Source organism: Pseudomonas hormoni, assembly GCF_018502625.1.
Lineage (GTDB): Bacteria > Pseudomonadota > Gammaproteobacteria > Pseudomonadales > Pseudomonadaceae > Aquipseudomonas > Aquipseudomonas hormoni.
On record NZ_CP075566.1, the window covers coordinates 3405413 to 3429118 of the forward strand.

The following is a 23706-nucleotide window of genomic DNA, read 5'->3' on the forward strand; positions in this document are numbered from 1 at the left end:
GCTGTAAGTGGCGTCTGCAAGGACGTCATCGCTAGCAGGCTAGCTCCCACAGTTGATCTGAGTGACACTGAAGATCCATTGTGGGAGCTAGCCTGCTAGCGATAGCCGCACCGCCGATCTCAGGCCGAAACCACCGGCTCCGTCAACCCAAGAAACCGACAAAGCTCCTCACGCTTGGCCAACGCATCCCGCCGCCCCAGATCAATCAACTCGCTGCAATACCCCGCCTCGAACAACAGGTAACTCAACACCCCCGCCCCGCTGGTCTTGGTCGCCCCCGGCCCACGCAGGAAAAGACGCAATGCCGCCGGCAATTCCTGACGGTGACGCGCAGCAATTTCATCGATCGGCTGGCTCGGCGAAATCACCAGCACTTCCACCGGCGCTACGCCGAGCGCACGGGTCGGCGTGCCATCGGGCATCAGATGACTGAACTGATTCAGACGCTGCAGCAATTCGATGTCGCTTTCCAGGCTGTCAATGAACGTACTGTTGAGCATGTGCCCGCCGATCTGCGCGAGCGTTGGTTGCTGGCCGGTGTAGGCGCGTTGCAGCGGTTGTTCCGGGTCGACCCCGCGCGGGTTGCCGCTGACGCCCACCACCAGCACGCGACTGGCGCCCAGGTGCAGGGCCGGGCTGATCGGCGCTGATTGGCGTACCGCGCCGTCGCCGAAATACTCTTCGCCGATTTTCACCGGTGCAAACAGCAATGGGATGGCTGAGCTGGCGAGCAAATGGTCGACGGTCAATTGCGTCGGCACGCCGATTCGCCGATGACGCAACCAGGCGTCGATGGTCCCACCGCCCTGATAGAACGTGACCGCCTGACCCGATTCGTAGCCGAACGCGGTGACCGCCACGGCCTGCAACTGCTTTTGCGCGATGGCTTCGGCGATGCCGGTCATGTGCAGCTTGTCGTTGAGCAACCCGCGCAACGGCGAGCTGTTGAGCAAGGCCACTGGCACTTGAGCGCCGATGCCGAGCAAACTGTGGCTGACAAACCGGCTGGCCTGACGAATCACGCCCGGCCAATCGCTGCGCAACACCAGATGACTGCGGAACCCCTGCCAGAAGGCTGTCAGACGTTCGATCGCACCCCGGAAATCCATCGCCCCGCTGGCGAGGCTGACCGCGTTGATCGCTCCGGCCGAGGTGCCGACGATCACCGGAAACGGATTGTTTGCCCCCACGGGCAACAGTTCGGCAATCGCCGCCAGCACCCCGACCTGATAGGCCGCCCGAGCCCCGCCGCCGGATAAAATCAACCCTGTAACCGGTTCAGCAGGACTCATCGCAACACTCCATGGTGCTTAAAGGGATCGGTGGTTCAACCGCGTTTTGCGTACAGCTTGGGTTCGCCCGGCGGCCGGCTCTTGAAGCGGCGATGGGCCCAGAGGTATTGCTCCGGGCAGTCGCGCAGCACGCCTTCGATCCATTGATTGATGCGCAGGCAATCAGCCTCTTCGGTCTCGCCGGGGAAACCCTCGAGAGGCGCATGGATCACCAATCGATAACCGCTGCCATCCGCCAGACGCTCCTGGGTGAAGGGCACCACCAACGCCTTGCCCAGCCGCGCAAACTTGCTGGTCGCGGTCACAGTCGCAGCCTGAATGCCGAACAGCGGCACGAAGATGCTTTGCTTGGCGCCGTAGTCCTGATCCGGTGCGTACCAGATCGCTCGGCCGGCCCGCAGCAACTTGAGCATGCCGCGCACGTCTTCGCGCTCCACGGCCAGCGAGTCGAGGTTATGCCGCTCGCGGCCACAGCGCTGGATGTAATCGAACAACGGGTTCTTGTGCTCGCGGTACATGCCGTCAATGGTGTGCTGCTGACCGAGCAACGCCGCGCCGATTTCCAGCGTAGTGAAATGCACAGCCATCAGGATCACGCCCTTGCCGTCGCGCTGGGCTTTCTTCAGATGCTCCAGCCCTTCGACATGGGCCAGTTTCGCCAGGCGCTCCCGGGACCACCACCAGCTCATGGCCATTTCAAAGAAAGCGATGCCGGTGGAGGCAAAGTTTTCCTTGAGCAGGCGTTTGCGTTCGGCAGCGGATTTTTCCGGGAAGCAAAGTTCCAGATTGCGCTTGGCAATGCGCCGTCGGTCGCCGGCCGCACGATACATCAATGAACCGAGACCGCGACCGATAAACAGCAACGCCGGGTATGGCAATTGAACAATCAGCCACAACAACCCCAAGCCGCACCAAAGCGGCCAGAAACGCGGCATCAGAAATGCTTTTTGAAAACGCGGGCGATCCATTAAAGGTTCCGGAAAGACGATGGCCGCGCATTCTACATCGTTCGACCCGGCTTGCGGCTGGCGAGCGTTCTCGTTATAAGTCTCGGCACTTTTAGTGACAAGCCGTTGTATGCCGACCATGAGCCAAAACGACCCGTTAGACCAAGATCCCGTGTTCCAGTTGAAGGGCAGCATGCTCGCCATTACGGTGCTGGAGCTGGCCCGCAACGACCTCGAGAGCCTCGATCGGCAACTGGCCGCCAAAGTCGCCCAGGCGCCCAACTTCTTCAGCAACGCCCCGCTGGTACTGGCGCTGGACAAGCTTCCGGCCAGTGAAGGCGCGGTCGATCTGCCAGGGTTGATGCGCGTTTGTCGCCAGCACGGCCTGCGTACGTTGGCGATCCGTGCCAGCCGCATCGAAGACATCGCCGCCGCCATCGCGGTCGACCTGCCGGTGCTGCCGCCGTCCGGTGCCCGCGAGCGTCCGCTGGACCCGCTTGAAGGGATCGTTGCGAAGAAACCGGAAAAACCGGCGGAACCGACGATCAAACCGACGAAAATCATCACTTCGCCCGTACGCGGCGGCCAGCAGATTTATGCCCAGGGTTGCGACCTTGTCGTGATCTCGTCGGTGAGCCCGGGGGCGGAACTTCTCGCCGACGGGAACATCCATGTATACGGCCCGATGCGCGGTCGTGTATTGGCCGGGGTCAAAGGCGACACGAAAGCCAGGATTTTCTGTCAGCAAATGAGCGCTGAACTGGTTTCCATCGCAGGCCACTACAAGGTTTCGGAAGATCTGCGGCGCGACCCTTTATGGGGTGCGGGCGTACAGGTCAGCCTGTCGGGCGATGTGTTGAACATCATTCGGCTTTAACGGATACTGCCGCATTTTCCAAGCATCTCTAAAACGTAGCGAATACGGCTCAAACGAAGTAGGAAAAAGGCCAAAAGCAGTGTTTATCGAAGGTAAGCGCCGTTCAGGGCCGGATTCCAGCCAAGGCTGTCCGACTGCAGTAGTTTTTCTAGAGATGTTTTTCAGGGGCTAAATGTCCTTTTTCCTTAGGGGTGAAACACCTTGGCCAAGATTCTCGTGGTTACATCCGGCAAGGGTGGTGTGGGTAAGACCACCACCAGTGCTGCTATCGGTACCGGCCTCGCACTGCGCGGTCACAAAACAGTTATCGTCGACTTCGACGTCGGTTTGCGTAACCTCGACCTGATCATGGGTTGCGAGCGTCGCGTCGTGTATGACTTCGTCAACGTGGTCAACGGCGAAGCCAACCTGCAACAGGCCCTGATCAAAGACAAACGCCTGGAAAACCTCTACGTTCTGGCCGCCAGTCAGACCCGCGACAAAGACGCGCTGACCGTCGAAGGCGTGGAAAAAGTCCTGATGGCGTTGAAGGAAGACTTCGAATTCGTGGTCTGCGACTCCCCGGCGGGCATCGAGAAAGGTGCTCACCTGGCCATGTACTTCGCCGATGAAGCGATCGTCGTGACCAACCCGGAAGTCTCCTCGGTTCGTGACTCGGACCGTATGCTGGGCCTGCTGGCCAGCAAATCGCGTCGCGCTGAAAACGGCGAAGACCCGATCAAGGAACACTTGCTGCTGACCCGCTACAACCCGCAACGCGTCAGCGACGGCGAAATGCTCGGCGTCGAAGACGTCAAGGAAATTCTCGCCGTGACCCTGCTGGGTGTGATCCCTGAGTCCCAAGCGGTACTCAAGGCGTCCAACTCCGGCGTGCCGGTGATCCTCGACGACCAGAGCGACGCCGGCCAGGCGTACAGCGATGCCGTCGATCGCCTGCTGGGCAAAACCGTGGAGCATCGGTTTCTCGATGTGACGAAGAAAGGATTCTTTGAGCGTCTGTTTGGAGGCCGGTAATGAACATTTTTGACTTCTTTCGTGCTAACAAGAAGCCAAGTACCGCCTCGGTAGCGAAAGAGCGTCTACAGATCATCGTGGCGCATGAACGCGGCCAACGCAGTACGCCGGACTACCTGCCCGCCTTGCAGAAGGAACTGGTCGAGGTGATCCGCAAGTACGTCAATATCGGGTCCGATGACGTGCACGTCGCCCTGGAAAACCAGGGTAGCTGCTCGATTCTGGAACTCAATATCACCCTGCCAGATCGCTGAGTCGATCCGGCTGGAGCCACGGCGGCTCAGACTCTTACGCATACCGTAGGAGCGAAGCTTGCTCGCGAAGCAGGCAACTCGGTTTATCTGATAGACCGAGGTGATGCTTTCGCGAGCAAGCTTCGCTCCTACGGGCTGTGGGGGCCTGAGCCGCCGTTGGCGTTTGTTACGAGGCTGTTTTAATGCCGTTGTCCAACATCCGCATCATCCATCAGGACGCCGCCGTACTGGTGGTGGATAAACCGACCCTGTTGCTTTCCGTCCCTGGCCGGGCCGATGACAACAAGGACTGCCTGATCACCCGCCTGCAAGAAAACGGCTACCCGGAAGCCCGCATCGTCCATCGTCTGGACTGGGAAACGTCCGGCATCATTCTGCTGGCCCGTGACCCGGACACCCATCGCGAACTGTCTCGGCAATTTCACGACCGCGAAACCGAAAAGGCCTACACCGCACTCTGCTGGGGTCAACCGGAGCTGGACAGCGGCAGCATCGATCTGCCGTTGCGCTATGATCCGCCGACCAAGCCGCGCCACGTGGTGGACCACGAGTTCGGCAAAAACGCCCTGACGTTCTGGCGCGTACTCGAACGTTGCGGCGACTGGTGCCGGGTTGAACTGACCCCGATCACCGGCCGCTCCCATCAGTTGCGCGTGCACATGCTTTCGATTGGCCACCCACTGCTGGGTGACGGGCTATACGCCCACGAGCAAGCGCTGGCCGCCTGGCCTCGGCTGTGCCTGCACGCGAGCATGCTCAGCTTCACCCATCCACAAACTGGTGAACGCTTGCGTTTCGAGTGCCCGGCACCGTTCTGACCGATCCAGTGGAATGGCTTTTTGTGGCGAGGGAGCTTGCTCCCGCTCGGTTGAGCAGCAGCCGCAAACCCTGCGCATGCGGTGTATCTGACACACCGCATCAAGGAGACTCGGGGCCGCTTCGCTGCCCAACGGGAGCAAGCTCCCTCGCCACATTAAATCTCATGCTCCCACCGTAACGGGCCACCTCACTTTGCCCTTTCAATACGTTAAACTGGCGCCATTGCTGTCTGGAGCTACTTATGCGCGAAGAGTTGAACCAAGGCCTGATCGATTTCCTCAAGGCCTCCCCTACCCCGTTCCATGCCACCGCCAGCCTTGTTCAGCGCCTGGAAGCGGCGGGTTATCAGCGTCTCGATGAACGCGAGCCCTGGTCCACCGAAGCCAATGGCCGTTACTACGTCACCCGCAACGACTCTTCGATCGTCGCCATCAAGATGGGCCGTCACTCTCCGCTGCACGGCGGCATTCGTCTGGTCGGCGCCCACACCGACAGTCCGTGCCTGCGGGTCAAACCCCAGCCAGAACTGCAACGCCAGGGCTTCTGGCAACTGGGTGTCGAAGTCTATGGCGGCGCGCTGCTGGCTCCCTGGTTCGACCGCGACCTGTCCCTGGCCGGCCGCGTGACCTTCCGCCGCGACGGCAAGGTCGAGAGCCAACTGATCGACTTCAAGGCACCGATTGCGATCATCCCGAACCTGGCCATTCACCTCAATCGTGAAGCCAACATGGGCTGGGCCATCAACGCCCAGACCGAACTGCCGCCGATCCTGGCGCAGTTTGCCGGTGATGAGCGTGTGGACTTCCGCGCGGTGCTCACCAACCAGCTGGCGCTGGAACATGGCCTGAACGCCGACGTGGTGCTCGATTACGAGCTGAGCTTCTACGACACCCAAAGCGCTGCGATCATTGGCCTGCATGGCGACTTCATCGCCGGCGCACGCCTGGACAACCTGCTGTCGTGCTACGCCGGCCTGCAAGCCTTGCTGACGGCTGAAACCGACGAAACCTGCGTGCTGGTCTGCAATGACCACGAAGAAGTCGGCTCCTGCTCCGCGTGCGGCGCTGACGGCCCGATGCTTGAGCAGACCCTGCGCCGCCTGCTGCCAGAAGGTGATGAATTCGTACGCACCATTCAGAAATCCCTGCTGGTCTCGGCCGATAATGCCCACGGCGTTCATCCCAACTACGCCGACAAGCACGACGCCAACCACGGCCCGAAACTCAACGCCGGCCCGGTGATCAAGGTCAACAGCAACCAGCGTTACGCCACCAACAGCGAAACCGCCGGGTTCTTCCGCCATCTGTGCATGGCCGAAGAAGTACCGGTGCAAAGCTTCGTGGTGCGCAGCGACATGGGCTGCGGCTCGACCATCGGCCCGATCACCGCCAGCCACCTGGGCGTACGTACCGTGGACATCGGCTTGCCGACGTTCGCCATGCACTCGATCCGCGAGCTGTGCGGCAGCCATGATCTGGCGCACCTGGTGAAAGTGCTAAGCGCGTTTTACGCCTGCCAGGAATTGCCGTAATCCCCAAGCAAAGGAATCTGGAGAAAATCCTCTGTGGCGAGGGAGCTTGCTCCCGCTCGGCTGCGAAGCAGTCGAAAACCCGGCGAATGCGGTCTGCCTGGAAGAACGCGATGGCTGGTTTTGGGGCTGCTCCGCAGCCCAGCGGGAGCAAGCTCCCTCGCCACAGAAAGCTTTTTCGCCACACATACTGCGTTTGATGTGTGGCTCATTTCTGGTACACATCACCCCAGGCCACCCAAAAGCCACCTAGACTTTAAATACCCCTTTCGACAAGGCAGTCGCCCATGATCTCGATGTCTTCATTCCACGCCATGCTGATCCCGATTCTTGCCGGAATGATCCTGCTGGCCATCGGCTTCAATTTCCGTGACAAGAATGCCGGCGTGTTCGCGATGTGGATCGGTATGCTGACCATCCTCGCCACCGTCGTCTTCAAGATCCTCGCCAAACTCAACGAATAAATCCCTCCCCTCGGCTCGCATTGATTTTGGCGGGCTCGTACACTCGGTCGATCTGCTCCTTTCAAGGTTGACCGCCTAGTGTTCGCTCGTCTTTTTGCTCTGCCCTGTCTTTTCCTCGTCTGCCTCATGGCGCTGCTGCCGATCACGCCCGCCCAGGCCGCCGGTCTGCCAAGCCTGCTCAACGGCTCCGCGAAAACCCAGCCAGAGGCGCAAGAGCCTCTGGGGCAATCCCTCGACGAAGTCATCAAATCGCTGGAGAACGATCAGCAACGCAGCAAGTTGCTGGCCGATCTGAAGAAGCTGCGCGACGCCACCAAAAAAGCCCAGCCGGCCAAAGAAGAAGGCGTGCTTGGCCTGATTGGCGGGACGTTGGCTAACTTCGAAAAACAGTTTTCCGGCGCCGACAGCCCGCTCACGCGCTGGTCCGAAGAGTTCAACCAGGCCAAGGATGAACTGACAGCACTGGCGCTGCCAGCCAACGAATGGCTGCCGATCATTTTTGCCTTCGCCATGATCCTGATGGTCTGGAGCCTGCTGGCCGCCGCGCTGATCTGGCTTGGGCACCGAGTACGGATGCGCTTCGGCCTGACCGAAGAATTGCCGCAACACCCCAAAGCCCTCGACATGCTGCGTTTCGCCCTGCGCAAACTCGGCCCCTGGCTGATCGCTCTGGTCATCACGGTGTACATGAGTTACGCCCTGCCCTCGTCGCTGGGCAAAAGCCTGGCCATGGTGCTCGCCTATGCGCTGGTGGTCGGCACCTGTTTTTCGGCGATCTGCGTGATCGCCTTTTCCCTGCTCGACGGCCCCCACCGCCACCGCGCCTTGTACATCCTGCGGCATCAGGCCTTTCGGCCGTTGTGGCTGATCGGCAGTTTCGCCGCCTTCGGTGAAGCCTTGAGCGACCCGCGACTGGTGACCAGCCTCGGCAGCCACCTGGCGCACACCGCCGCCACCATCGCCAACGTGCTGGCGGCGCTGTCCACCGGGCTGTTCATCCTGCGCTTTCGTCGCCCCATCGCCCACCTGATCCGCAACCAACCGCTGTCCCGGCGCCTGACCCGCCGCGCCCTCAGCGATACCATCGAGATTCTCGGGACCTTCTGGTACGTGCCGGCGCTGGTGCTGGTGGCCATCTCGCTGTTCGCCACCTTCGTCTCGGCCGGCGACACCAGCACCGCACTGCGTCAGTCGCTGATCTGCACCGTGCTGCTGGTGTTGTGCATGGTCATCAATGGGCTGGTGCGTCGCCATGCGCTGAAACCGCAACGCGGCGTGAAGCGTCATGCGCTGTATTCCGAACGCCTGAAAAGCTTCTTCTATACCCTCGCCCATTTGCTGGTGTGGCTGGCGTTCATCGAACTCGGCCTGCGCGTCTGGGGCATGTCGCTGATTGCGTTCACCGAAGGCGAAGGCCATGAAGTCAGCGTCAAACTGTTCAGCCTCGGCGGCACGCTGATCTTTGCCTGGCTGATCTGGATTCTCAGCGACACCGCGGTGCACCACGCCCTCACCCGCTCGCGCAAAGGCCTGGCCAATGCCCGCGCGCAGACAATGATGCCGCTGATTCGCAATGTGCTGTTCGTGGCAATTTTCATCGTTGCGCTGATCGTCGCTTTGGCGAACATGGGCATGAACGTCACGCCGCTGCTGGCCGGTGCCGGTGTGATCGGTCTGGCCATCGGTTTCGGTGCACAGTCACTGGTCGCCGACCTGATCACCGGGCTGTTCATCATCATCGAAGACTCCCTGGCCATCGACGACTACGTAGATGTCGGCGGCCACCTCGGCACTGTCGAAGGCCTGACCATTCGCACTGTGCGCCTGCGGGACATCGACGGCATCGTCCACACGATTCCGTTCAGCGAGATCAAAAGCATCAAGAACTACTCACGGGAGTTCGGCTACGCGATCTTCCGCGTGGCGATCCCCTCCAACATGGACATCGATAACGCGATCAAACTGATGCGCGATGTCGGCCAGAAGATGCGCACCGATCCGCTGCAACGACGCAATATCTGGTCGCCGCTGGAGATACAGGGGGTCGAGAGTTTCGAGTCCGGCAACGCGATCCTTCGGGCCCGGTTCAAGACCGCGCCGATCAAGCAGTGGGAGGTTTCCCGGGCGTTCAACCTGTCCTTGAAACGGCATCTGGATGAAGCCGGACTCGATCTGGCGACGCCACGCATGAGTGTGCAAGTGGTGACGGCGGGTGGCGGCCCGGTAACAGAATAACCGCCGCGATCCGATCGCCTGTAGCAGCTGCCGAGCCTGCGAAGCAAACCTGTGGCGAGGGAGCTTGCTCCCGCTGGGTCGCGAAGCGCCCCCCTCTCTATCTGAAAAGAAGGGGACTGCTGCGCAGTCCAGCGGGAGCAAGCTCCCTCGCCACAGAGCTACAGGGACCGGGTGGATTCAAAAATGGCAGGCATAAAAAAATCCCCGAACCAGTCGGGGATTTTTTATGTTCGATCAATCAGCCCGAGAGCGGATCAATCTTCGCGATAGCGACGCAGCTTCAACTGCTTACCGGCAACGCGAGTGTCCTTCAGCTTGGTCAGCAGACGCTCCAGACCATCTTCCGGCAGCTCGACGAGGCTGAAGCTGTCACGCACCTGGATGCGACCGATGGCTTCACGCGCCAGACCACCTTCGTTGAGGATGGCGCCCAGCAGGTTCTTGGCAGCGATACCATCACGCGCACCCAGCGCGGTACGGCAACGAGCACGACCTTCAGCCAATGGAACCGGAGCGCGACGCTCACGATCACCACGGTCCGGACGATCACCGGTACGCTCTGGACGATCGCCACGAGGTGCGTTGTTCGGCACCAGTGGACGTTCTTTCTCGATCGCGGCCAGGGTCAACGCCTGAGCGTTGGTGGCCTTGCGCAGCAGAGCAGCGGCCAGTGCACGTGGCGTGCAACCGATGTCGGCGGTCAGGCGATCGAGCAGATCACCGTGGGTCGACTCGGCGTCGCCAACCAGCGGCGACAGGCTGTTGGTCAGTTTCTTGATGCGGGCATCGAGAACAGCCTGAGCGTCCGGCAGGCGAACTTCGGCAACTTTCTGACCGGTGACACGCTCGATCACTTGCAGCATGCGGCGCTCACGCGGAGTCACCAGCAGCAGTGCACGACCTTCGCGACCGGCACGGCCGGTACGGCCGATACGGTGAACGTAGGACTCAGGATCGTACGGCATGTCAACGTTGAACACGTGAGTGATGCGCGGAACGTCCAGGCCACGAGCAGCAACGTCGGTCGCCACAACGATGTCCAGACGGCCATCCTTGAGGGAGTCGATCACGCGCTCACGTTGGTTCTGGGCAATGTCACCGTTCAGCGCAGCGGCTTTGTAGCCTTTGGCTTCCAGGGCGCTGGCCAGGTCCAGGGTCGCTTGCTTGGTGCGCACGAACATGATCAGGGCGTCGAAGTCTTCGACTTCCAGCAGGCTCAATACAGCCGAGGTCTTCTGGTCAGCGTGAACCAACAGGTGAGCCTGTTCGATCGCGGTAACGGTCTGAGTCTTGGTCTGGATCTTCACGTGTTGCGGATCGCGCAGGTGGCGTTCGGCAATGGCACGGATCGACTGTGGCAGGGTGGCCGAGAACAGTACGGTCTGACGGGTCGCTGGCAGAGCCTTGAAGATGACTTCCAGGTCGTCCATGAAGCCCAGCTTGAGCATTTCGTCAGCTTCGTCGAGAACCAGGTGGTTCACGGTCGACAGGACTTTTTCGTCGCGACGCAGGTGGTCACACAGACGGCCCGGGGTGGCGACAACGATCTGTGCGCCGTTACGGATTGCTTTCAGTTGTGGGCCCATAGGCGCGCCGCCGTAAACGGCCACAACGGTAACGCCTGGCATTTGCTTGGCGTAGGTTTCGAAAGCGGTTGCTACTTGCAGCGCCAACTCACGGGTTGGCGCCAGGATCAGGGCTTGCGGCTCGCGCTTGGCAGGATCGATGCAATGCAGGATAGGCAGGGCGAACGCAGCGGTTTTACCCGTACCGGTTTGCGCCTGGCCAATCATGTCCTGGCCGGCCATGATGATCGGGATCGATTGCTGCTGAATAGCCGAAGGCTCTTCGTAGCCAGTCGCGATGACGGCTGCAAGAATATTCGGATTAAGATTAAAAGCGGCGAAGCCGCCGGTTTCCTGGGTCATGGGTCTGCCTCTAAGTGCATCCGCAAAGACCCATGCTCCAAAGCTGCGCATGCCGTGTAAGACTCAAGAGTCGCCCTGGCTGCTTTGTCGGCGGGGATTTGCGAAAACGAATGAATGAAAAAGATTCGTCAAGGGAGAGTCCGCTGTGCGGACGTGCAGCCGAAGCTGACTTCGGGGAATTGCGCTACCTAAACGCGGCCCGGTTAAAGGCCGGCGCGCACTATACCGGAATTAGCCCAAAAAGGGAGCATTATTTGTCGGAAATCTGACGCATACACCGTTGTGTCACAGGCTTTGCAGATAATCGTGCAGCCGTCTACTTTTCAAAGGCCCGGCCCTGCTGGCGATGGCGCCAAAACGGTTCACCCTTGTGACGCAGCCCTGCGGTCTCAAACCCCTTCCCGCCCGAGGAATTGCTTGATGAATCAACCCGTTACCAGCCGTGTGACCTGCGAACGGCACGGCCATGTCCTGTTGATCGGCCTGGATCGGGTGGCCAAGCGCAACGCCTTCGATCTCGACCTGCTCAATGCCCTCAGCCTGGCCTACGGCGAATTCGAGGCCGACAGCGAGGCGCGGGTGGCGGTGGTGTTCGGCCATGGCGAGCATTTCACTGCCGGGCTTGATCTGGTCAGCGCCAGTTCAGCCCTGGCCGAAGGCTGGCAGGCACCGCCCGGTGGTTGCGATCCGTGGGGCGTGTTTGCCGGGCCCAGGGTCAGTAAACCGGTGATCGTCGCCGCGCAAGGTTACTGCCTGACCATCGGCATCGAGCTGATGCTGGCCGCCGATATCAACCTGTGTGCCAGCAACACCCGATTCGCCCAGAAAGAAGTGCAGCGCGGGATCTTCCCGTTTGGCGGCGCGACGTTGCGCCTGCATCAGGTTGCAGGCTGGGGCAATGCCATGCGCTGGCTGCTGACCGGCGATGAATTCGATGCCCATGATGCCTTGCATCTGGGGTTGGTGCAGGAGGTCATGGCCAGCGAGGATTTGTTGCCGCGGGCGATTGAACTGGCTGAGCGGATTGCCCGGCAGGCACCCCTGGGGGTTCAGGCGACGTTGATGTCGGCGCGACAGGCACGTTATGAAGGGGAAACCGCGGCGGCGCAGGGATTGCCGCCGCTGGTGAAGAAGTTGTTGGCGAGTGAGGATGCGAAGGAAGGAGTGCGGTCGATGGTCGAGAAGCGGCCAGGAATTTTCAAAGGCTGCTGACAAGACGGCTTTTGTGGCGAGGGAGCTTGCTCCCGCTTGAGTGCGCACCACTCACAAAATCTTTGGGGCCGCTTCGCAGCCCAGCGGGAGCAAGCTCCCTCGCCACAGGTGACCTCAGTACATCAAGTCGCCGGGCGAATCGCCTTGATCAACGACTGCAACGAATACCCCAACCGCGGCGCCAACGCTTCGGCCCGCACCACCAACCCATCCAGGTCCAGATCCTGATCGAGTTCCGAAGGCACGATCAGAATCACATTGCCCTCCTTCACCGGCAGTTCCCAGTAATGCCGATGATAAAGCCCACGCAACAACGCCGCGCCCAGCGGCTTGCCATCGTCAGTGGCCCACTGGTTGATCACCAGCCAGCCACCGGGATTCAAGCGTTTCTGACAGTTTTCCAGAAAACTCCAGGCCAGATGCCCGACGCCTGGCCCGACATCGGTATAGAGGTCGACGAAAATCAGGTCCGCCGGCTCGGCGGTTTCCAATAATTCCAGTGCATCGCCAACCCGGATGTACAGCCGGGGATCGTCATCCAAGCCAAGGTACTCGATGGCCAGGCGCGGCACGTCGGGGCGCAGTTCGATGGCCTCGACATCTTCCAGCGGCAGGAATTTCAGGCACGCCTGGGTCAACGTGCCGGCACCGAGGCCGAGGAACAACGCGCTTTCCGGCTGCTCGTGGCACAACGCACCGATCAGCATCGCCCGGGTGTAATCGTATTCGAGCCAGCTCGGATCCGCGGTGAATACACAGCTCTGTTCGATGGCATCACCGAACTCGAGAAAACGGTAATCGGCCACTTCCAGCACACGAATCACGCCGAACTCGTCCTGTACCTCGGCGAGCAGATGCTCGACGCGCTCCTCAGTCATTTCGTCTCCTGATCGTTACCGGGCCCGGCAACGTAGTACACCGCAACATGAGGCGGCAAAAGCGCGATTGTCCGCGAAGCGACGGGAACAGGTCACGCACTAATTTGCTGATAACATGAACGTCCGAGCGTAAAACAACCGAGACCGTGATGAGCCAACCCTGGAGCCCTGACAGCTGGCGCGCCCTGCCGATCCAGCAACAACCTGTTTATCCCGACGCGGCGCATTTGCTGCACGTCGAGCAAACCCTGGCCAGCTATCCGCCGCTGGTGTTTGCCGGTGAGGCCCGGGAGTTGCGCCGTCAGTTTGCCGAAGTGACCCAGGGTCGCGCGTTTCTGTTGCAGGGCGGCGACTGCGCCGAAAGCTTCGCCGAGTTTTCCGCCGCGAAAATCCGCGACACCTTCAAAGTGCTGCTGCAAATGGCGATCGTCATGACCTTCGCGGCCGGTTGCCCGGTGGTCAAGGTCGGGCGCATGGCCGGCCAGTTCGCCAAGCCGCGCTCGGCCAACGACGAAACCATCGACGGCGTGACCCTGCCGGCCTACCGGGGCGACATCGTCAACGGCATCGGTTTCGACGAAAAAAGCCGCGTCCCGGATCCGGAGCGCCTGCTCCAGTCCTACCACCAGTCCACCGCCACCCTGAACTTGCTGCGTGCTTTCGCCCAAGGTGGTTTTGCCGACCTGCATCAGGTGCACAAGTGGAACCTGGACTTCATCGCCAACTCGGCACTGGCAGAAAAATACAGCCACCTCGCCGACCGCATCGATGAAACCCTGGCGTTCATGCGCGCCTGCGGCATGGACAGTTCGCCGCAACTGCGCGAAACCAGTTTCTTCACCGCCCACGAAGCGCTGTTGCTGAACTACGAAGAAGCCTTTGTGCGTCGCGACAGCCTGACCAACGATTACTACGACTGCTCGGCGCACATGCTGTGGATCGGCGACCGCACCCGTCAGCTGGACGGTGCTCACGTCGAATTCCTGCGGGGGGTGAACAACCCGATCGGGGTCAAGGTCGGCCCGAGCATGAACCCGGAAGACCTGATCCGCCTGATCGACGTGCTCAACCCGGACAACGATCCGGGGCGCTTGAACCTGATCGCACGAATGGGCGCGAACAAGGTCGGCGATCACTTGCCGGCACTGATCCGCGCGGTGCAGCGTGAAGGCAAGCAAGTGCTGTGGAGTTCCGACCCGATGCACGGCAACACCATCAAGGCCAGCAGCGGCTACAAGACCCGTGACTTTGCGCAGATCCTCGGCGAGGTGAAGCAGTTCTTCCAGGTTCACGAAGCGGAAGGCAGCTATGCCGGTGGCATCCATATCGAGATGACCGGGCAGAATGTCACCGAGTGCATTGGTGGTGCGCGGCCGATTACCGAGGATGGGTTATCGGACCGGTATCACACCCATTGTGATCCGCGGATGAATGCTGATCAGTCGCTGGAGTTGGCGTTTTTGATTGCTGAAACCCTGAAGCAGGTTCGACGGTAGTTTTTGATCGCCTGATGTACCGCTATCGCTAGCAGGCTAGCTCCCACATGGTTTTGTGTACGACACAGATCCATTGTGGGAGCCAGCCTGCTGGCGATTAGCCCAGATCAGTCACCCATCTATCTGTGCCAATGCCACCCGCAACCGCGCCGCACTCGCTCTAGGGCAATTCAACTGAATCCGCTCCAACCCCAACCAATCCGCCATCCGCCGCAAATTGACCGCCAACGCCAGCATCCCCTCCTCATCCAGCCCCGGCTCTTCCTCATGCACGGCATGCACCGCGAGCCGCCCCAACGCCCGTTCCGCACGTAAATCCACCCTCGCGGCAATCCGTTCGTTGTGTAAAAACGGCAGCACGTAATACCCGTAGATACGTTTGTCCGGCGGCGTGTAAATCTCCAGCCGAAACCGAAAATCGAACAACCGCTCAGTCCGACTACGCTCCCATATCAGCGAATCGAACGGTGAAAGCAAGGCGCTGGCTTTGACCTTGCGCGGCACTTTTGGCTCCGGCAGACAAAACGCCGGTTGCCGCCAACCCTGAACCTCGCAAGTTCGCAATTGCCCCGCCTCCACCAATTCTGCCAGGCGCGGACGCGCATCGCCGGGGCTCAAGCGAAAGTAATCGCGCAGGTCCTTCTCCGTTGCCACGCCCAAGGCCGTCGCGGCATGCAACAACAGACCGCGCTGAGCTTCGTCTTCCGAGAGCAACGGTTGCTGCAGAATCGCCGAAGGAATAACCCGCTCCGGCAAATCATAAAGCCGCTCGAATCCGCGCCGTCCGGCCACGGTCACCTCACCGGCGGCGAACAGCCATTCCAGCGCATGCTTTTCCGCGCTCCAGTCCCACCACGGCCCTGCCCGCTCCTGGCGGGTCGACAGACTCCCGGCACCCAGCGCGCCGAGTTCCTGAACCGAGGCCAGCACCCGGCGAATGGTGTCCTGCTGCTCACGCCCGAAACGCGCCAGTTGCTGATAGATATCTTCGCCGCGGGTCGCGCGCAGCATGCGCCAGCGCATCAACGGGTACATCGACAGGGGCAGCAACGAGGCTTCATGGCCCCAGTATTCGAATAACGTGCGTCGACGGCCCGAACTCCAGGCAGCCTGGTCGAGCAAGTCGGATGAGTAGTTGCCGAGGCGGGAAAACAAGGGAAGGTAGTGCGAACGCACCAACGCATTGACCGAATCGATCTGCAGAATGCCCAGCCGCTCGATCAGGCGATTGAGCTGAACCGCTTTGATCGTCGCCGGCGGCTGGCGCCCGTTGAACCCTTGGGCGGCCAGCGCCAGGCGTCGAGCCTGTTTGATGGAAAAGGACAGCGTTGCGGGCATGAGCATCTCCTTGTCTGCTCGCAACCTACCTCACCTGGAGATGGTTTGTGTAGTTGTGGTTTACTCATTTGTGCATCGGGTCATTCCAGAATGGTTTGACCGACTCGAACTCCACATCCGCACGGCTCATGCCAATGTCCTTCAGTGCTTCGTCGCTCAGACTCGCCAACAGCTCGCGCTCCCGGTGAAGTTCGTACCAGCGACTGAATTTATGCAGCAGATCGGATACCAGGTGGACCGAGTGTTTTTCTACAGCTGGATACTCATGTTGACCTTTCATCTTGTTGCCCTCCGTTTAGGTGGTTCCAGTCTCGCCCCAGGACTAAGATCAATCCAACGAATGTTTCTGATGTCACATATCTCGGAGATTGATGAATGTCAGCCTTCCCAAGTATCGACACCGAAGTGCTGCGCACCTTTGTCGCCATCGCCGACCAGGGTGGTTTTACCCGAGCCGGCGAATTGGTCAATCGTACCCAGTCGGCCGTGAGCATGCAGATGAAGCGGCTGGAAGAGGATGTGTTGCAGCGTCAACTGTTCCAGCGTGACGGACGGCAGGTACGCCTGACGGCTGAGGGCCAGGTGCTGCTGGGTTATGCCCGACGCATCCTCAAGTTGCACAGCGAGGTGTTCAACACCTTGCGCGAGCCGCACATGGTGGGCATGGTGCGCATCGGCACGCCGGACGATTATGTGATGCGTTTTCTGCCGGGGATTCTGCGGCGATTTGCCCAGTCGTATCCGCTGATCCAGATCGAGGTGCACTGCGAATCATCAAAACAATTGCTGATACGTCAGGACCTGGATCTGACGATCGTCACCCGAGAACCGGGCAACGAGATCGGCCAGTTGTTGCGCAAGGAGCGTTTTGTCTGGGCCGAAGCGCAATGTTTCAGTGCCCATGAGCAAACGCCGCTGCCGCTGGCGATGTTCAACAGCGATTGTTTCTGCCGCCTGTGGGCCTGCAATGCCCTCGATGCCATGGGCCGCGACTACCGCGTCGCCTATAACAGCTCAAGCCTGTCGGCAATCATGGCGGTGGTCAGCGCCGGCCTGGCCGTGACCGCGCAACTGGAAAGCCTGATCACCCCCGACATGCGCATTCTCGGAGAAGCCGAAGACCTGCCGATCTTGCCCGAGGCGAGCATCATGCTGGTGCGCAATCTGCACAATCCGTCGCCGATCACCGAATGCCTGGCCGAACATATCGTCGAAGGGTTCAAACTTTAAAGGCGAGCATCACCGCGCACAGCACCAGGAAACCACAGAACAGCCCGCGCAGCAGCCGCTCCGGCATGGCGTGGGCGATCTTCACGCCCCAGCTGATGCTCATCAGACCGCCGACGGCCAATGGCACACCGATCATCCAGTCCACTTGATGATGCACGGCATAAGTGACCAGCGTGACGCCCGTGCTGGGTAACGCCAGCGCCAGCGACAAGCCTTGGGCCACCACTTGGCTGGTGCCGAACAGGCTGGTCAGCACCGGCGTTGCCACCACCGCCCCGCCTACGCCAAACAATCCGCCCATAGTCCCGGACGCCGCGCCGAGTACGCCCAGCCATGGCCATGAATAATTCATTTGCGAACTGGCCGACGCATTGGCGTAGAACATTCGCATCAGGTTGTAAGCCGACAGTGCGATCAGGAACGCGACAAATCCTACGCGCATGGTTTGCGCATCAATGCCCACTGCCCAGATCGAACCGATCCACGCAAAGATAAAACCCATCGACGCCAGCGGCAGCGCGTGACGCAATTCGATTTTATTGCGCTGGTGATAGCGCCACAGCGCCAGCATCACGTTCGGCACCACCATGACCAGCGCAGTGCCTTGGGCGATCTGCTGATCGAGACCGAACAATACCCCCAGCAACGGAATGGCGATCAGCCCACCGCCAATGCCAAACAAGCCGCCCAGGGTTCCCAGGGCGGCACCGAATACCAGATACATCAAAAATTCAATCACGGCCAATTTCCTCTCATCTCAGGCGTTCCATCCTACGCAGTCGGCGCTGGCGGGGAAACGCATAGCAACGCACAATGGCTGTGCCAACTTCGCACAAGCACTGACGACACCATGAACCCCAATCAATTAACCGACCAACTGGGTCTGTTCCTCGATGTACTGGAAACCGGCAGTTTCTCTGGCGCCTCCCGCCGTCATCCGCTGACACCGTCGGCCGTGGCGCGGCGCATCGACAGCCTGGAAAACGCCGTCGGCAGCCAGTTGTTTATCCGCAGTACCCATGCGGTGCGTGCGACGCCGGCCGGGTTGGCGTTCGCCGAACGGGCGCGACGGATTGTGGCGGAACTGCAACTGGCGCGGGCCGAAGCGGTGTCCCTGAGCAGTGCGCCGGAAGGCCTGATCCGGATCGACGCGCCCGCCGCGTTCGGCCGACGGCATCTGGCGCCGGTGATCGCTGATTTTCTGATGCTCTACCCCGGCCTCGACGTGCAACTGCACCTGATCGACAGTTTTGTCGACATGCAGGGTTTGAACCTGGGCAAGGTCGATCTGGTGCTGCGTGCCGGGCAAATGGCCGACACCCGTCTGGTGGCCACGCCGCTGGCGAGCATAGTGCGCATCGCCTGCGCCAGCCCCGACTATCTGAAGCGCCGCGGTGTACCGACCGACCCGGCGCAGTTGATTGAACACGACGGCCTCGACTGGGATGGCCTTGCCCCGCCCTTCGCCTGGCGTTTCGAGCGGGATGGGCAAATGCACCTGCACCGTCCGTCGCGCATCCGCATGAGCGCCAACAATGCCGAGGCGCTGCTCTGCGGAGCATTGGCCGGGTTGGGTGTCGCGCATTTGCCGACCTGGCTGGCCAGCGAATATTTGTTGCGTGGTGAGCTACTGCCCCTGTTTTGCGAAAACGGTCTGCCACCTTCGGACACCACCGGCATCTATGCCTTGCGCTTGGCGCAACAACCCAATTCCCGCAGCCGTTTGTTGCTGGAATACCTGAAAACCCGCTTCAGTCCGATTCCGCCATGGGACCTGGCGCTGCAAACCAACCTGGACCGGCACTAGTCCAGAATTGTCTGGCGCATTAAAGATTCGCCCGCTAGATTTATGACGATCACAGATCAAGGCTTCGAAATGAACACCGAGCGCAACCTCTCCGATAACTGCGACGCCCTGCTGCTGGATAATCAGGCCTGCTTCGCCCTGCATTCCACCTCGCTGCTGATGACAAAGGTCTACAAGCCACTGCTGCAAGCGCTGGGCCTGACCTATCCGCAATACCTGGCGATGATGGTGTTGTGGGAACAGGACGGTTTGACCGTAGGCGAAATCAGCACGCGCCTGCTGACCGATCCTGGCTCACTGACGCCACTGCTCAAACGCCTGGAAGCCGAAGGCTTGCTCAGCCGCACCCGCAGCCGCGAAGACGAACGGGTGGTGATTGTCGAACTCACCGAACAGGGTCGCGCCTTGCGGGACAAGGCGCGCGATGTTCCCCAGTGCATCCTCGGCGCCAGCGGGATGACGCTGGAGAGACTGCAGAAATTGCAGGCGGAGCTGCAAGTGCTGCGGAGCAATTTGCAAGACAGCCTCTGATCCCAACCCACCACAAATCCCCCTGTGGGAGCGAGATCGGCTTGCCGACGATGGCGGAGTGTCAGTCAGCATCAATGCTAAATGACACACTGCAATCGCGAGCAGGCTCGCTCCCACATTTGCTTTGTGGTGCCCTGCCGACCTCGTTTCCTCCCTCAAAAAATTTTTCCGCTGAACAGCCTGCCGCGACCGCTCTAACTCAACACATCTAACCAGTGACCACTTCGAAATCAAAACTTTTCAAAAATTTATCTTGCGCGCTAAATATCTGCGCGCTACATTTACCTCGCACTTACTTAGCGCGCAAACATTTAGCGCAAAACAAACAAGTCCAAACGAGGCGTACACCATGCAAACTCTCTACACCGCAATCGCAACCTCCACTGGCGGCCGTGACGGTCGTGCGGTTTCCAGCGACAACATCCTCGACGTCAAACTCGCGACCCCGAAAGAACTCGGTGGTGCTGGTGGCGCTGCAACCAACCCTGAACAACTGTTCGCCGCCGGTTACTCGGCCTGCTTCATCGGCGCGCTGAAATTCGTCGCCAGCCAGACCAAACGCAGCATCCCGAACGACGCGTCGATCACTGCCCATGTCGGCATCGGTCAGATTCCTGGTGGTTTCGGTCTGGACATCGACCTGCACGTCAGCCTGCCGGGTCTTGAACAAGCCGATGCGCAATCCCTGGTCGACGCTGCCCACCAGGTCTGCCCGTACTCCAACGCCACCCGTGGCAACGTCGATGTGCGCCTGCACGTTACCGTCTAACAGCTGACTCCAAGACCGAACAGGAAACGAACATGAACACTTTCAGCAAAGTCTTGACCGGCACCCTTCTGGCCCTGTCCATCCACAGCGCATTCGCGGGCGACGGGGTTGAGCACAACACCCAGGCGTTCCTCGATGTGCTGAATGCCGGCACAGGCAAACCGATGGAACAGCTTTCACCGAAAGATGCCCGGGCCATTTTGGTCGGCGCGCAAGCCGGGGTGAAATTGACGCTGCCAAAAGCGGACGTCAGCCAGAAGACCATTCAAGTCGACGGCCAACCGATCAGCCTGACCATCGTCCGGCCGGCCGGGGTCAAAGGCGAGCTGCCGGTGTTCATGTTCTTCCACGGCGGCGGCTGGGTGCTGGGGGATTTTCCGACCCACGAACGGCTGGTTCGGGATCTGGTCGCTGGTTCGGGTGCGGCGGCGGTGTTCGTCAATTACACCCCTTCGCCGGAAGCGCATTACCCGGTGGCAATCAACCAGGCTTACGCCGCAACCAAGTGGGTGGCTGAGCACGGTAAAGAAATCAACGTCGACGGCAAACGTCTGGCCGTGGCCGGTAACAGCGTCGGCGGCAACATGGCGGCCGTGGTTGCGCTGATGGCCAAAGACAAGGGCACCCCGGCGATCAAGTTCCAGGTGCTGCTGTGGCCGGTGACGGATGCAAACTTCGAAACGGCGTCTTACAACCAGTTTGCCGAGGGACACTTCCTCACCAAAAACATGATGAAGTGGTTCTGGGACAACTACACCACCGACGCCAAGCAACGTAACGAGATCTACGCTTCGCCACTGCGGGCGACCACTGCCCAACTCAAAGGCTTGCCACCTGCGCTGGTGCAGACGGCCGGCGCCGATGTGCTGCGCGATGAAGGTGAAGCCTATGCCCGCAAACTCGACGAGGCCGGTGTGCCGGTGACGGCGGTTCGCTACAACGGCATGATTCACGATTATGGTTTGCTGAATGTGGTGAGCCAGGTGCCAGCGGTTCGTTCGGCGATGCTGCAAGCATCTGAAGAGCTCAAGCAACACCTGAAGAAATAACCCCTCCCCTGTAGGAGCGAGGCTTGCCCGCGAAAGCGTTCTGTCAGTCGACATCAACGTTGAATGACACACCGCCTTCGCGGGCAAGCCTCGCTCCTACAGGGGGTTTGTGCATTTCAGGCACAAAAAAAGCCCGACTCAATGGTCGGGCTTTTTCATTCCTGAAGCGGTGCTTATTTAGCACGGCCTTTGTAGGAACCGCCTTCGCGGGTATCGATCTCGATCATGTCGCCGATTTCGATGAAGTCAGCAACCGACAGCTCGGTACCGTTCTTCAGTTTGGCAGGCTTCATCACCTTGCCGGAAGTGTCGCCGCGAGCGGAACCTTCGGTGTAGTCAACCTGACGCACGATAGTGGTCGGCAGTTCTACGGAAACCAGACGCTCTTCGAAGAAGATCGCTTCGCAAACATCGGTCATGCCTTCTTCAACGAAAGGCAGAACGGCTTCGATGTCTTCAGCGTTCAGCTCGTACATGGTGTAGTCGGTGGTGTCCATGAACGTGTAGGTGTCGCCGCTGATGAAGGACAGGGTCGCTTCTTTGCGGTCGAGGATTACGTCGTCCAGTTTGTCGTCGGCGCTGTAAACGATTTCGGTCTTGTAACCGGTCAGCAGGTTTTTCAGCTTGGTCTTCATGATCGCGCTGTTACGACCAGACTTGGTGAATTCAGCTTTCTGAACCAGCCAAGGATCGTTTTCGAGACGGATCACGGTACCGGGTTTCAGTTCTTTACCAGTTTTCATTGCGAATATCCGAATTTGGATGGGATTTACAAAAATCTAGGCCGCGTATCATATCCAATTTAGGTAAAAGTTTACATAAAACTGGGCAACGAAAGAACTGGGGCCATCCTATCGACATCATTGGGCCCCGTAAAGGCCCTTGTGACACCCTTGGCTCTACCTTGGGCCACCTACGGTACAGGGCTCTAACACAACATCCAGAGGCGCCCATGTGCGCGGTAAGGACCCCAGGCGAGGCCCCATGGGGGGAACTTGCGGCTGAGCCCTATTGAGGTGGTCACTCAGATTTTTCTGTCAGATTCTCAAAGGTGCCCTCACGAACGCTCCCAATCTACACTGTACGCATCACCAGCGATAAGGCGGCCTCATGCAGCTCACCGAAAACCAGAAGACCGAGAAGGAATACTTCGACTTGTTCCGGCAACATTGTGAGCTGCCATGCGGAACCATCGAATTTTCTGACAAGCCAGATGTGGTAATTCGTGACGAGGACAACAGGAGGATACTGGGCATAGAAATTGCCAATCTTTACAACAGCGATGGCGATGGTCAGGACAGTGAACAAAAGCAGAGAGTAAACAGGCTAAAGGTGATCGCATCAGCTGAGAAAATCTACCAAGAGCGCGGCGGGCGTAGTATTCAGCTTTTTATAGGGTTCTGTCAGAAGAATCCGATTAAACCCAAGCGCATCGAGCGAATCGCAGAAGACTTGGCGTCGCACGTTTTGAAAATCAGCACGCTGTCAGAAGCCTACCATTGTCACGACCCACTCGACCCCACTCCAGAGATAAGCTTTATTTCACACGATGGCTCTGAATCTCCCAAACTCATGTGGGATCTATGGCACTCCTACAGCACGCCTTTGCTGAATGTCCCACGAGTTAAAGAGATGATCGAACGGAAGGCGAAGAAGGTTCGGCAATATGCTCCCTGTGGCGCCAATTGGTTATTGCTAATCGTTGATTTTTGGGACCCCGCCCAAGACCAATGGATGCATTGGCCCGCAGAAGAGAGTGTCGAAAAAACCCCTTTTGACCGTATTCTCATCTTCAACACCGCCACCGGGATCATTGAGGTTTTGCAGCGCAGCCAGTAACCCTAAGACAATCCCGCCAAGATCACCCGTCACAGCCACCAAGTAGAACACAGACGACATCCCCAAAGGTTTCGACAAGTGGACCACCTTGAACAACTCCGAGAGAAACAAGGAGTAGAGCAAGAAATCGGTAGGTGACACGGTGCGTCAGCAGGATCCGAAGGGACGGCCATACGGCTCTTATCACGTCCTTCATTCC

General features: G+C 59.7%; 24 protein-coding genes. 15 read left to right on the top strand and 9 right to left on the bottom strand.

Features of this window, described 5'->3' with window-relative positions; genetic code table 11:
* Positions 1-119: 119 nt before the first annotated feature.
* Both KJF94_RS15860 and KJF94_RS15865 read right to left on the bottom strand, forming a co-directional pair.
* Positions 120-1292, bottom strand: a complete 1173-nt coding sequence (locus KJF94_RS15860; RefSeq protein ID WP_214377260.1) for a patatin-like phospholipase family protein — start codon at positions 1290-1292, stop codon at positions 120-122.
* Positions 1293-1327: 35 nt separating this feature from the next.
* On the bottom strand, positions 1328-2260 hold the full coding sequence (locus tag KJF94_RS15865; RefSeq protein ID WP_214377261.1) for a lipid A biosynthesis lauroyl acyltransferase: 933 nt from the start codon (positions 2258-2260) through the stop codon (positions 1328-1330).
* A gap of 118 nt (positions 2261-2378) precedes the next feature.
* Between KJF94_RS15865 and minC the strand changes: the two genes are divergently transcribed.
* The 7 genes from minC (at position 2379) to KJF94_RS15900 (ending at position 9430) form a co-directional block, all read left to right on the top strand.
* Positions 2379-3116, top strand: coding sequence for a septum site-determining protein MinC (minC, locus tag KJF94_RS15870; RefSeq protein ID WP_214377262.1), 738 nt, complete (start codon positions 2379-2381; stop codon positions 3114-3116).
* 201 nt (positions 3117-3317) lie between these two features.
* Positions 3318-4130, top strand: coding sequence for a septum site-determining protein MinD (minD, locus tag KJF94_RS15875; protein ID WP_028624193.1), 813 nt, complete (start codon positions 3318-3320; stop codon positions 4128-4130).
* Positions 4130-4384: a cell division topological specificity factor MinE gene (gene minE / locus KJF94_RS15880; RefSeq protein WP_007944431.1), complete on the top strand. Its 255-nt coding sequence runs from the start codon at positions 4130-4132 to the stop codon at positions 4382-4384. The genes minD and minE overlap by 1 nt, the downstream gene beginning before the upstream one ends.
* A 182-nt stretch (positions 4385-4566) precedes the next feature.
* Positions 4567-5202, top strand: a complete 636-nt coding sequence (locus tag KJF94_RS15885) for an RluA family pseudouridine synthase (RefSeq protein ID WP_084319932.1) — start codon at positions 4567-4569, stop codon at positions 5200-5202.
* A gap of 242 nt (positions 5203-5444) precedes the next feature.
* Positions 5445-6734 carry a M18 family aminopeptidase gene (locus KJF94_RS15890; protein WP_214377263.1) on the top strand — a complete coding sequence of 430 codons (1290 nt, stop codon included), beginning with the start codon at positions 5445-5447 and terminating at the stop codon, positions 6732-6734.
* A 284-nt stretch (positions 6735-7018) separates the two neighbouring features.
* Positions 7019-7195, top strand: a complete 177-nt coding sequence (locus KJF94_RS15895; protein ID WP_008031437.1) for a hypothetical protein — start codon at positions 7019-7021, stop codon at positions 7193-7195.
* Between the two features lie 78 nt (positions 7196-7273).
* Positions 7274-9430 carry a mechanosensitive ion channel family protein gene (locus tag KJF94_RS15900; RefSeq protein WP_214377264.1) on the top strand — a complete coding sequence of 719 codons (2157 nt, stop codon included), beginning with the start codon at positions 7274-7276 and terminating at the stop codon, positions 9428-9430.
* 254 nt (positions 9431-9684) lie between these two features.
* Here KJF94_RS15900 and KJF94_RS15905 read toward each other — a convergent pair whose 3' ends face one another.
* Positions 9685-11358: a DEAD/DEAH box helicase gene (locus tag KJF94_RS15905; RefSeq protein ID WP_150747270.1), complete on the bottom strand. Its 1674-nt coding sequence runs from the start codon at positions 11356-11358 to the stop codon at positions 9685-9687.
* Positions 11359-11778: 420 nt separating this feature from the next.
* Here KJF94_RS15905 and KJF94_RS15910 point away from each other — a divergent pair, with 420 nt between their 5' ends.
* Positions 11779-12570, top strand: a complete 792-nt coding sequence (locus KJF94_RS15910; RefSeq protein WP_214377265.1) for a crotonase/enoyl-CoA hydratase family protein — start codon at positions 11779-11781, stop codon at positions 12568-12570.
* A 122-nt stretch (positions 12571-12692) separates the two neighbouring features.
* Here KJF94_RS15910 and KJF94_RS15915 read toward each other — a convergent pair whose 3' ends face one another.
* On the bottom strand, positions 12693-13448 hold the full coding sequence (locus KJF94_RS15915) for a spermidine synthase (protein WP_214377266.1): 756 nt from the start codon (positions 13446-13448) through the stop codon (positions 12693-12695).
* 149 nt (positions 13449-13597) lie between these two features.
* On the opposite strand from KJF94_RS15915, the gene KJF94_RS15920 reads away from it, so the two are divergent.
* Positions 13598-14944, top strand: a complete 1347-nt coding sequence (locus KJF94_RS15920) for a class II 3-deoxy-7-phosphoheptulonate synthase (protein ID WP_017339794.1) — start codon at positions 13598-13600, stop codon at positions 14942-14944.
* A gap of 111 nt (positions 14945-15055) precedes the next feature.
* Here the strand turns inward: KJF94_RS15920 and KJF94_RS15925 are convergent, their stop codons facing one another.
* Positions 15056-16282, bottom strand: coding sequence for a winged helix-turn-helix domain-containing protein (locus tag KJF94_RS15925; RefSeq protein WP_214377267.1), 1227 nt, complete (start codon positions 16280-16282; stop codon positions 15056-15058).
* Positions 16283-16346: 64 nt separating this feature from the next.
* Positions 16347-16562, bottom strand: a complete 216-nt coding sequence (locus tag KJF94_RS15930; protein WP_157709631.1) for a DUF1127 domain-containing protein — start codon at positions 16560-16562, stop codon at positions 16347-16349.
* A 95-nt stretch (positions 16563-16657) separates the two neighbouring features.
* Between KJF94_RS15930 and KJF94_RS15935 the strand changes: the two genes are divergently transcribed.
* Positions 16658-17512 (top strand): LysR substrate-binding domain-containing protein, encoded by an 855-nt coding sequence (locus KJF94_RS15935; protein WP_214377268.1) that lies wholly within the window; start codon positions 16658-16660, stop codon positions 17510-17512.
* On the opposite strand, the gene KJF94_RS15940 is transcribed toward KJF94_RS15935, so the two are convergent.
* Positions 17502-18251 (bottom strand): sulfite exporter TauE/SafE family protein, encoded by a 750-nt coding sequence (locus KJF94_RS15940; RefSeq protein WP_214377269.1) that lies wholly within the window; start codon positions 18249-18251, stop codon positions 17502-17504. The two genes, KJF94_RS15935 and KJF94_RS15940, sit on opposite strands and share 11 nt — an antisense overlap.
* 111 nt (positions 18252-18362) lie before the next feature.
* Here KJF94_RS15940 and KJF94_RS15945 point away from each other — a divergent pair, with 111 nt between their 5' ends.
* The 4 genes from KJF94_RS15945 to KJF94_RS15960 all read left to right on the top strand — a co-directional run bounded on the left by KJF94_RS15945 (position 18363) and on the right by KJF94_RS15960 (position 21668).
* A complete protein-coding gene (locus tag KJF94_RS15945; protein WP_214377270.1) occupies positions 18363-19319 on the top strand; it encodes a LysR family transcriptional regulator in 957 nt (318 codons plus the stop codon).
* A gap of 69 nt (positions 19320-19388) precedes the next feature.
* Complete coding sequence (locus tag KJF94_RS15950; RefSeq protein WP_214384883.1) at positions 19389-19850, top strand: MarR family winged helix-turn-helix transcriptional regulator; 462 nt, start codon at positions 19389-19391, stop codon at positions 19848-19850.
* A gap of 349 nt (positions 19851-20199) precedes the next feature.
* Positions 20200-20619 (top strand): organic hydroperoxide resistance protein, encoded by a 420-nt coding sequence (locus KJF94_RS15955; RefSeq protein ID WP_214377271.1) that lies wholly within the window; start codon positions 20200-20202, stop codon positions 20617-20619.
* Positions 20620-20651: 32 nt separating this feature from the next.
* Entirely contained in the window at positions 20652-21668 is a 1017-nt protein-coding gene (locus KJF94_RS15960; protein WP_214377272.1) for an alpha/beta hydrolase, read from the top strand.
* 173 nt (positions 21669-21841) lie between these two features.
* Here the strand turns inward: KJF94_RS15960 and KJF94_RS15965 are convergent, their stop codons facing one another.
* Positions 21842-22411 (bottom strand): elongation factor P, encoded by a 570-nt coding sequence (locus tag KJF94_RS15965; RefSeq protein ID WP_007943632.1) that lies wholly within the window; start codon positions 22409-22411, stop codon positions 21842-21844.
* A 367-nt stretch (positions 22412-22778) separates the two neighbouring features.
* Here KJF94_RS15965 and KJF94_RS15970 point away from each other — a divergent pair, with 367 nt between their 5' ends.
* A complete protein-coding gene (locus tag KJF94_RS15970) occupies positions 22779-23507 on the top strand; it encodes a hypothetical protein (protein WP_214377273.1) in 729 nt (242 codons plus the stop codon).
* A 22-nt stretch (positions 23508-23529) separates the two neighbouring features.
* Here the strand turns inward: KJF94_RS15970 and KJF94_RS30580 are convergent, their stop codons facing one another.
* Positions 23530-23703, bottom strand: coding sequence for a gp19.5 family protein (locus KJF94_RS30580; protein ID WP_375379846.1), 174 nt, complete (start codon positions 23701-23703; stop codon positions 23530-23532).
* Positions 23704-23706 lie beyond the last annotated feature (3 nt).

Excerpts from the sequence above, each read along its gene's own strand:
- KJF94_RS15860 (WP_214377260.1), bottom strand. The coding sequence starts at position 1,292 with ATGAGTCCTGCTGAACCGGTTACAGGGTTGATTTTATCCGGCGGCGGG.
- KJF94_RS15865 (WP_214377261.1), bottom strand. The coding sequence starts at position 2,260 with ATGGATCGCCCGCGTTTTCAAAAAGCATTTCTGATGCCGCGTTTCTGG.
- minC (WP_214377262.1), top strand. The coding sequence starts at position 2,379 with ATGAGCCAAAACGACCCGTTAGACCAAGATCCCGTGTTCCAGTTGAAG.
- minE (WP_007944431.1), top strand. The coding sequence starts at position 4,130 with ATGAACATTTTTGACTTCTTTCGTGCTAACAAGAAGCCAAGTACCGCC.
- KJF94_RS15885 (WP_084319932.1), top strand. The coding sequence starts at position 4,567 with ATGCCGTTGTCCAACATCCGCATCATCCATCAGGACGCCGCCGTACTG.
- KJF94_RS15890 (WP_214377263.1), top strand. The coding sequence starts at position 5,445 with ATGCGCGAAGAGTTGAACCAAGGCCTGATCGATTTCCTCAAGGCCTCC.
- KJF94_RS15895 (WP_008031437.1), top strand. The coding sequence starts at position 7,019 with ATGATCTCGATGTCTTCATTCCACGCCATGCTGATCCCGATTCTTGCC.
- KJF94_RS15905 (WP_150747270.1), bottom strand. The coding sequence starts at position 11,358 with ATGACCCAGGAAACCGGCGGCTTCGCCGCTTTTAATCTTAATCCGAAT.
- KJF94_RS15910 (WP_214377265.1), top strand. The coding sequence starts at position 11,779 with ATGAATCAACCCGTTACCAGCCGTGTGACCTGCGAACGGCACGGCCAT.
- KJF94_RS15915 (WP_214377266.1), bottom strand. The coding sequence starts at position 13,448 with ATGACTGAGGAGCGCGTCGAGCATCTGCTCGCCGAGGTACAGGACGAG.
- KJF94_RS15920 (WP_017339794.1), top strand. The coding sequence starts at position 13,598 with ATGAGCCAACCCTGGAGCCCTGACAGCTGGCGCGCCCTGCCGATCCAG.
- KJF94_RS15925 (WP_214377267.1), bottom strand. The coding sequence starts at position 16,282 with ATGCCCGCAACGCTGTCCTTTTCCATCAAACAGGCTCGACGCCTGGCG.
- KJF94_RS15930 (WP_157709631.1), bottom strand. The coding sequence starts at position 16,562 with ATGAAAGGTCAACATGAGTATCCAGCTGTAGAAAAACACTCGGTCCAC.
- KJF94_RS15935 (WP_214377268.1), top strand. The coding sequence starts at position 16,658 with ATGTCAGCCTTCCCAAGTATCGACACCGAAGTGCTGCGCACCTTTGTC.
- KJF94_RS15945 (WP_214377270.1), top strand. The coding sequence starts at position 18,363 with ATGAACCCCAATCAATTAACCGACCAACTGGGTCTGTTCCTCGATGTA.
- KJF94_RS15950 (WP_214384883.1), top strand. The coding sequence starts at position 19,389 with ATGAACACCGAGCGCAACCTCTCCGATAACTGCGACGCCCTGCTGCTG.
- KJF94_RS15955 (WP_214377271.1), top strand. The coding sequence starts at position 20,200 with ATGCAAACTCTCTACACCGCAATCGCAACCTCCACTGGCGGCCGTGAC.
- KJF94_RS15960 (WP_214377272.1), top strand. The coding sequence starts at position 20,652 with ATGAACACTTTCAGCAAAGTCTTGACCGGCACCCTTCTGGCCCTGTCC.
- KJF94_RS15965 (WP_007943632.1), bottom strand. The coding sequence starts at position 22,411 with ATGAAAACTGGTAAAGAACTGAAACCCGGTACCGTGATCCGTCTCGAA.
- KJF94_RS15970 (WP_214377273.1), top strand. The coding sequence starts at position 22,779 with ATGCAGCTCACCGAAAACCAGAAGACCGAGAAGGAATACTTCGACTTG.
- KJF94_RS30580 (WP_375379846.1), bottom strand. The coding sequence starts at position 23,703 with ATGAAGGACGTGATAAGAGCCGTATGGCCGTCCCTTCGGATCCTGCTG.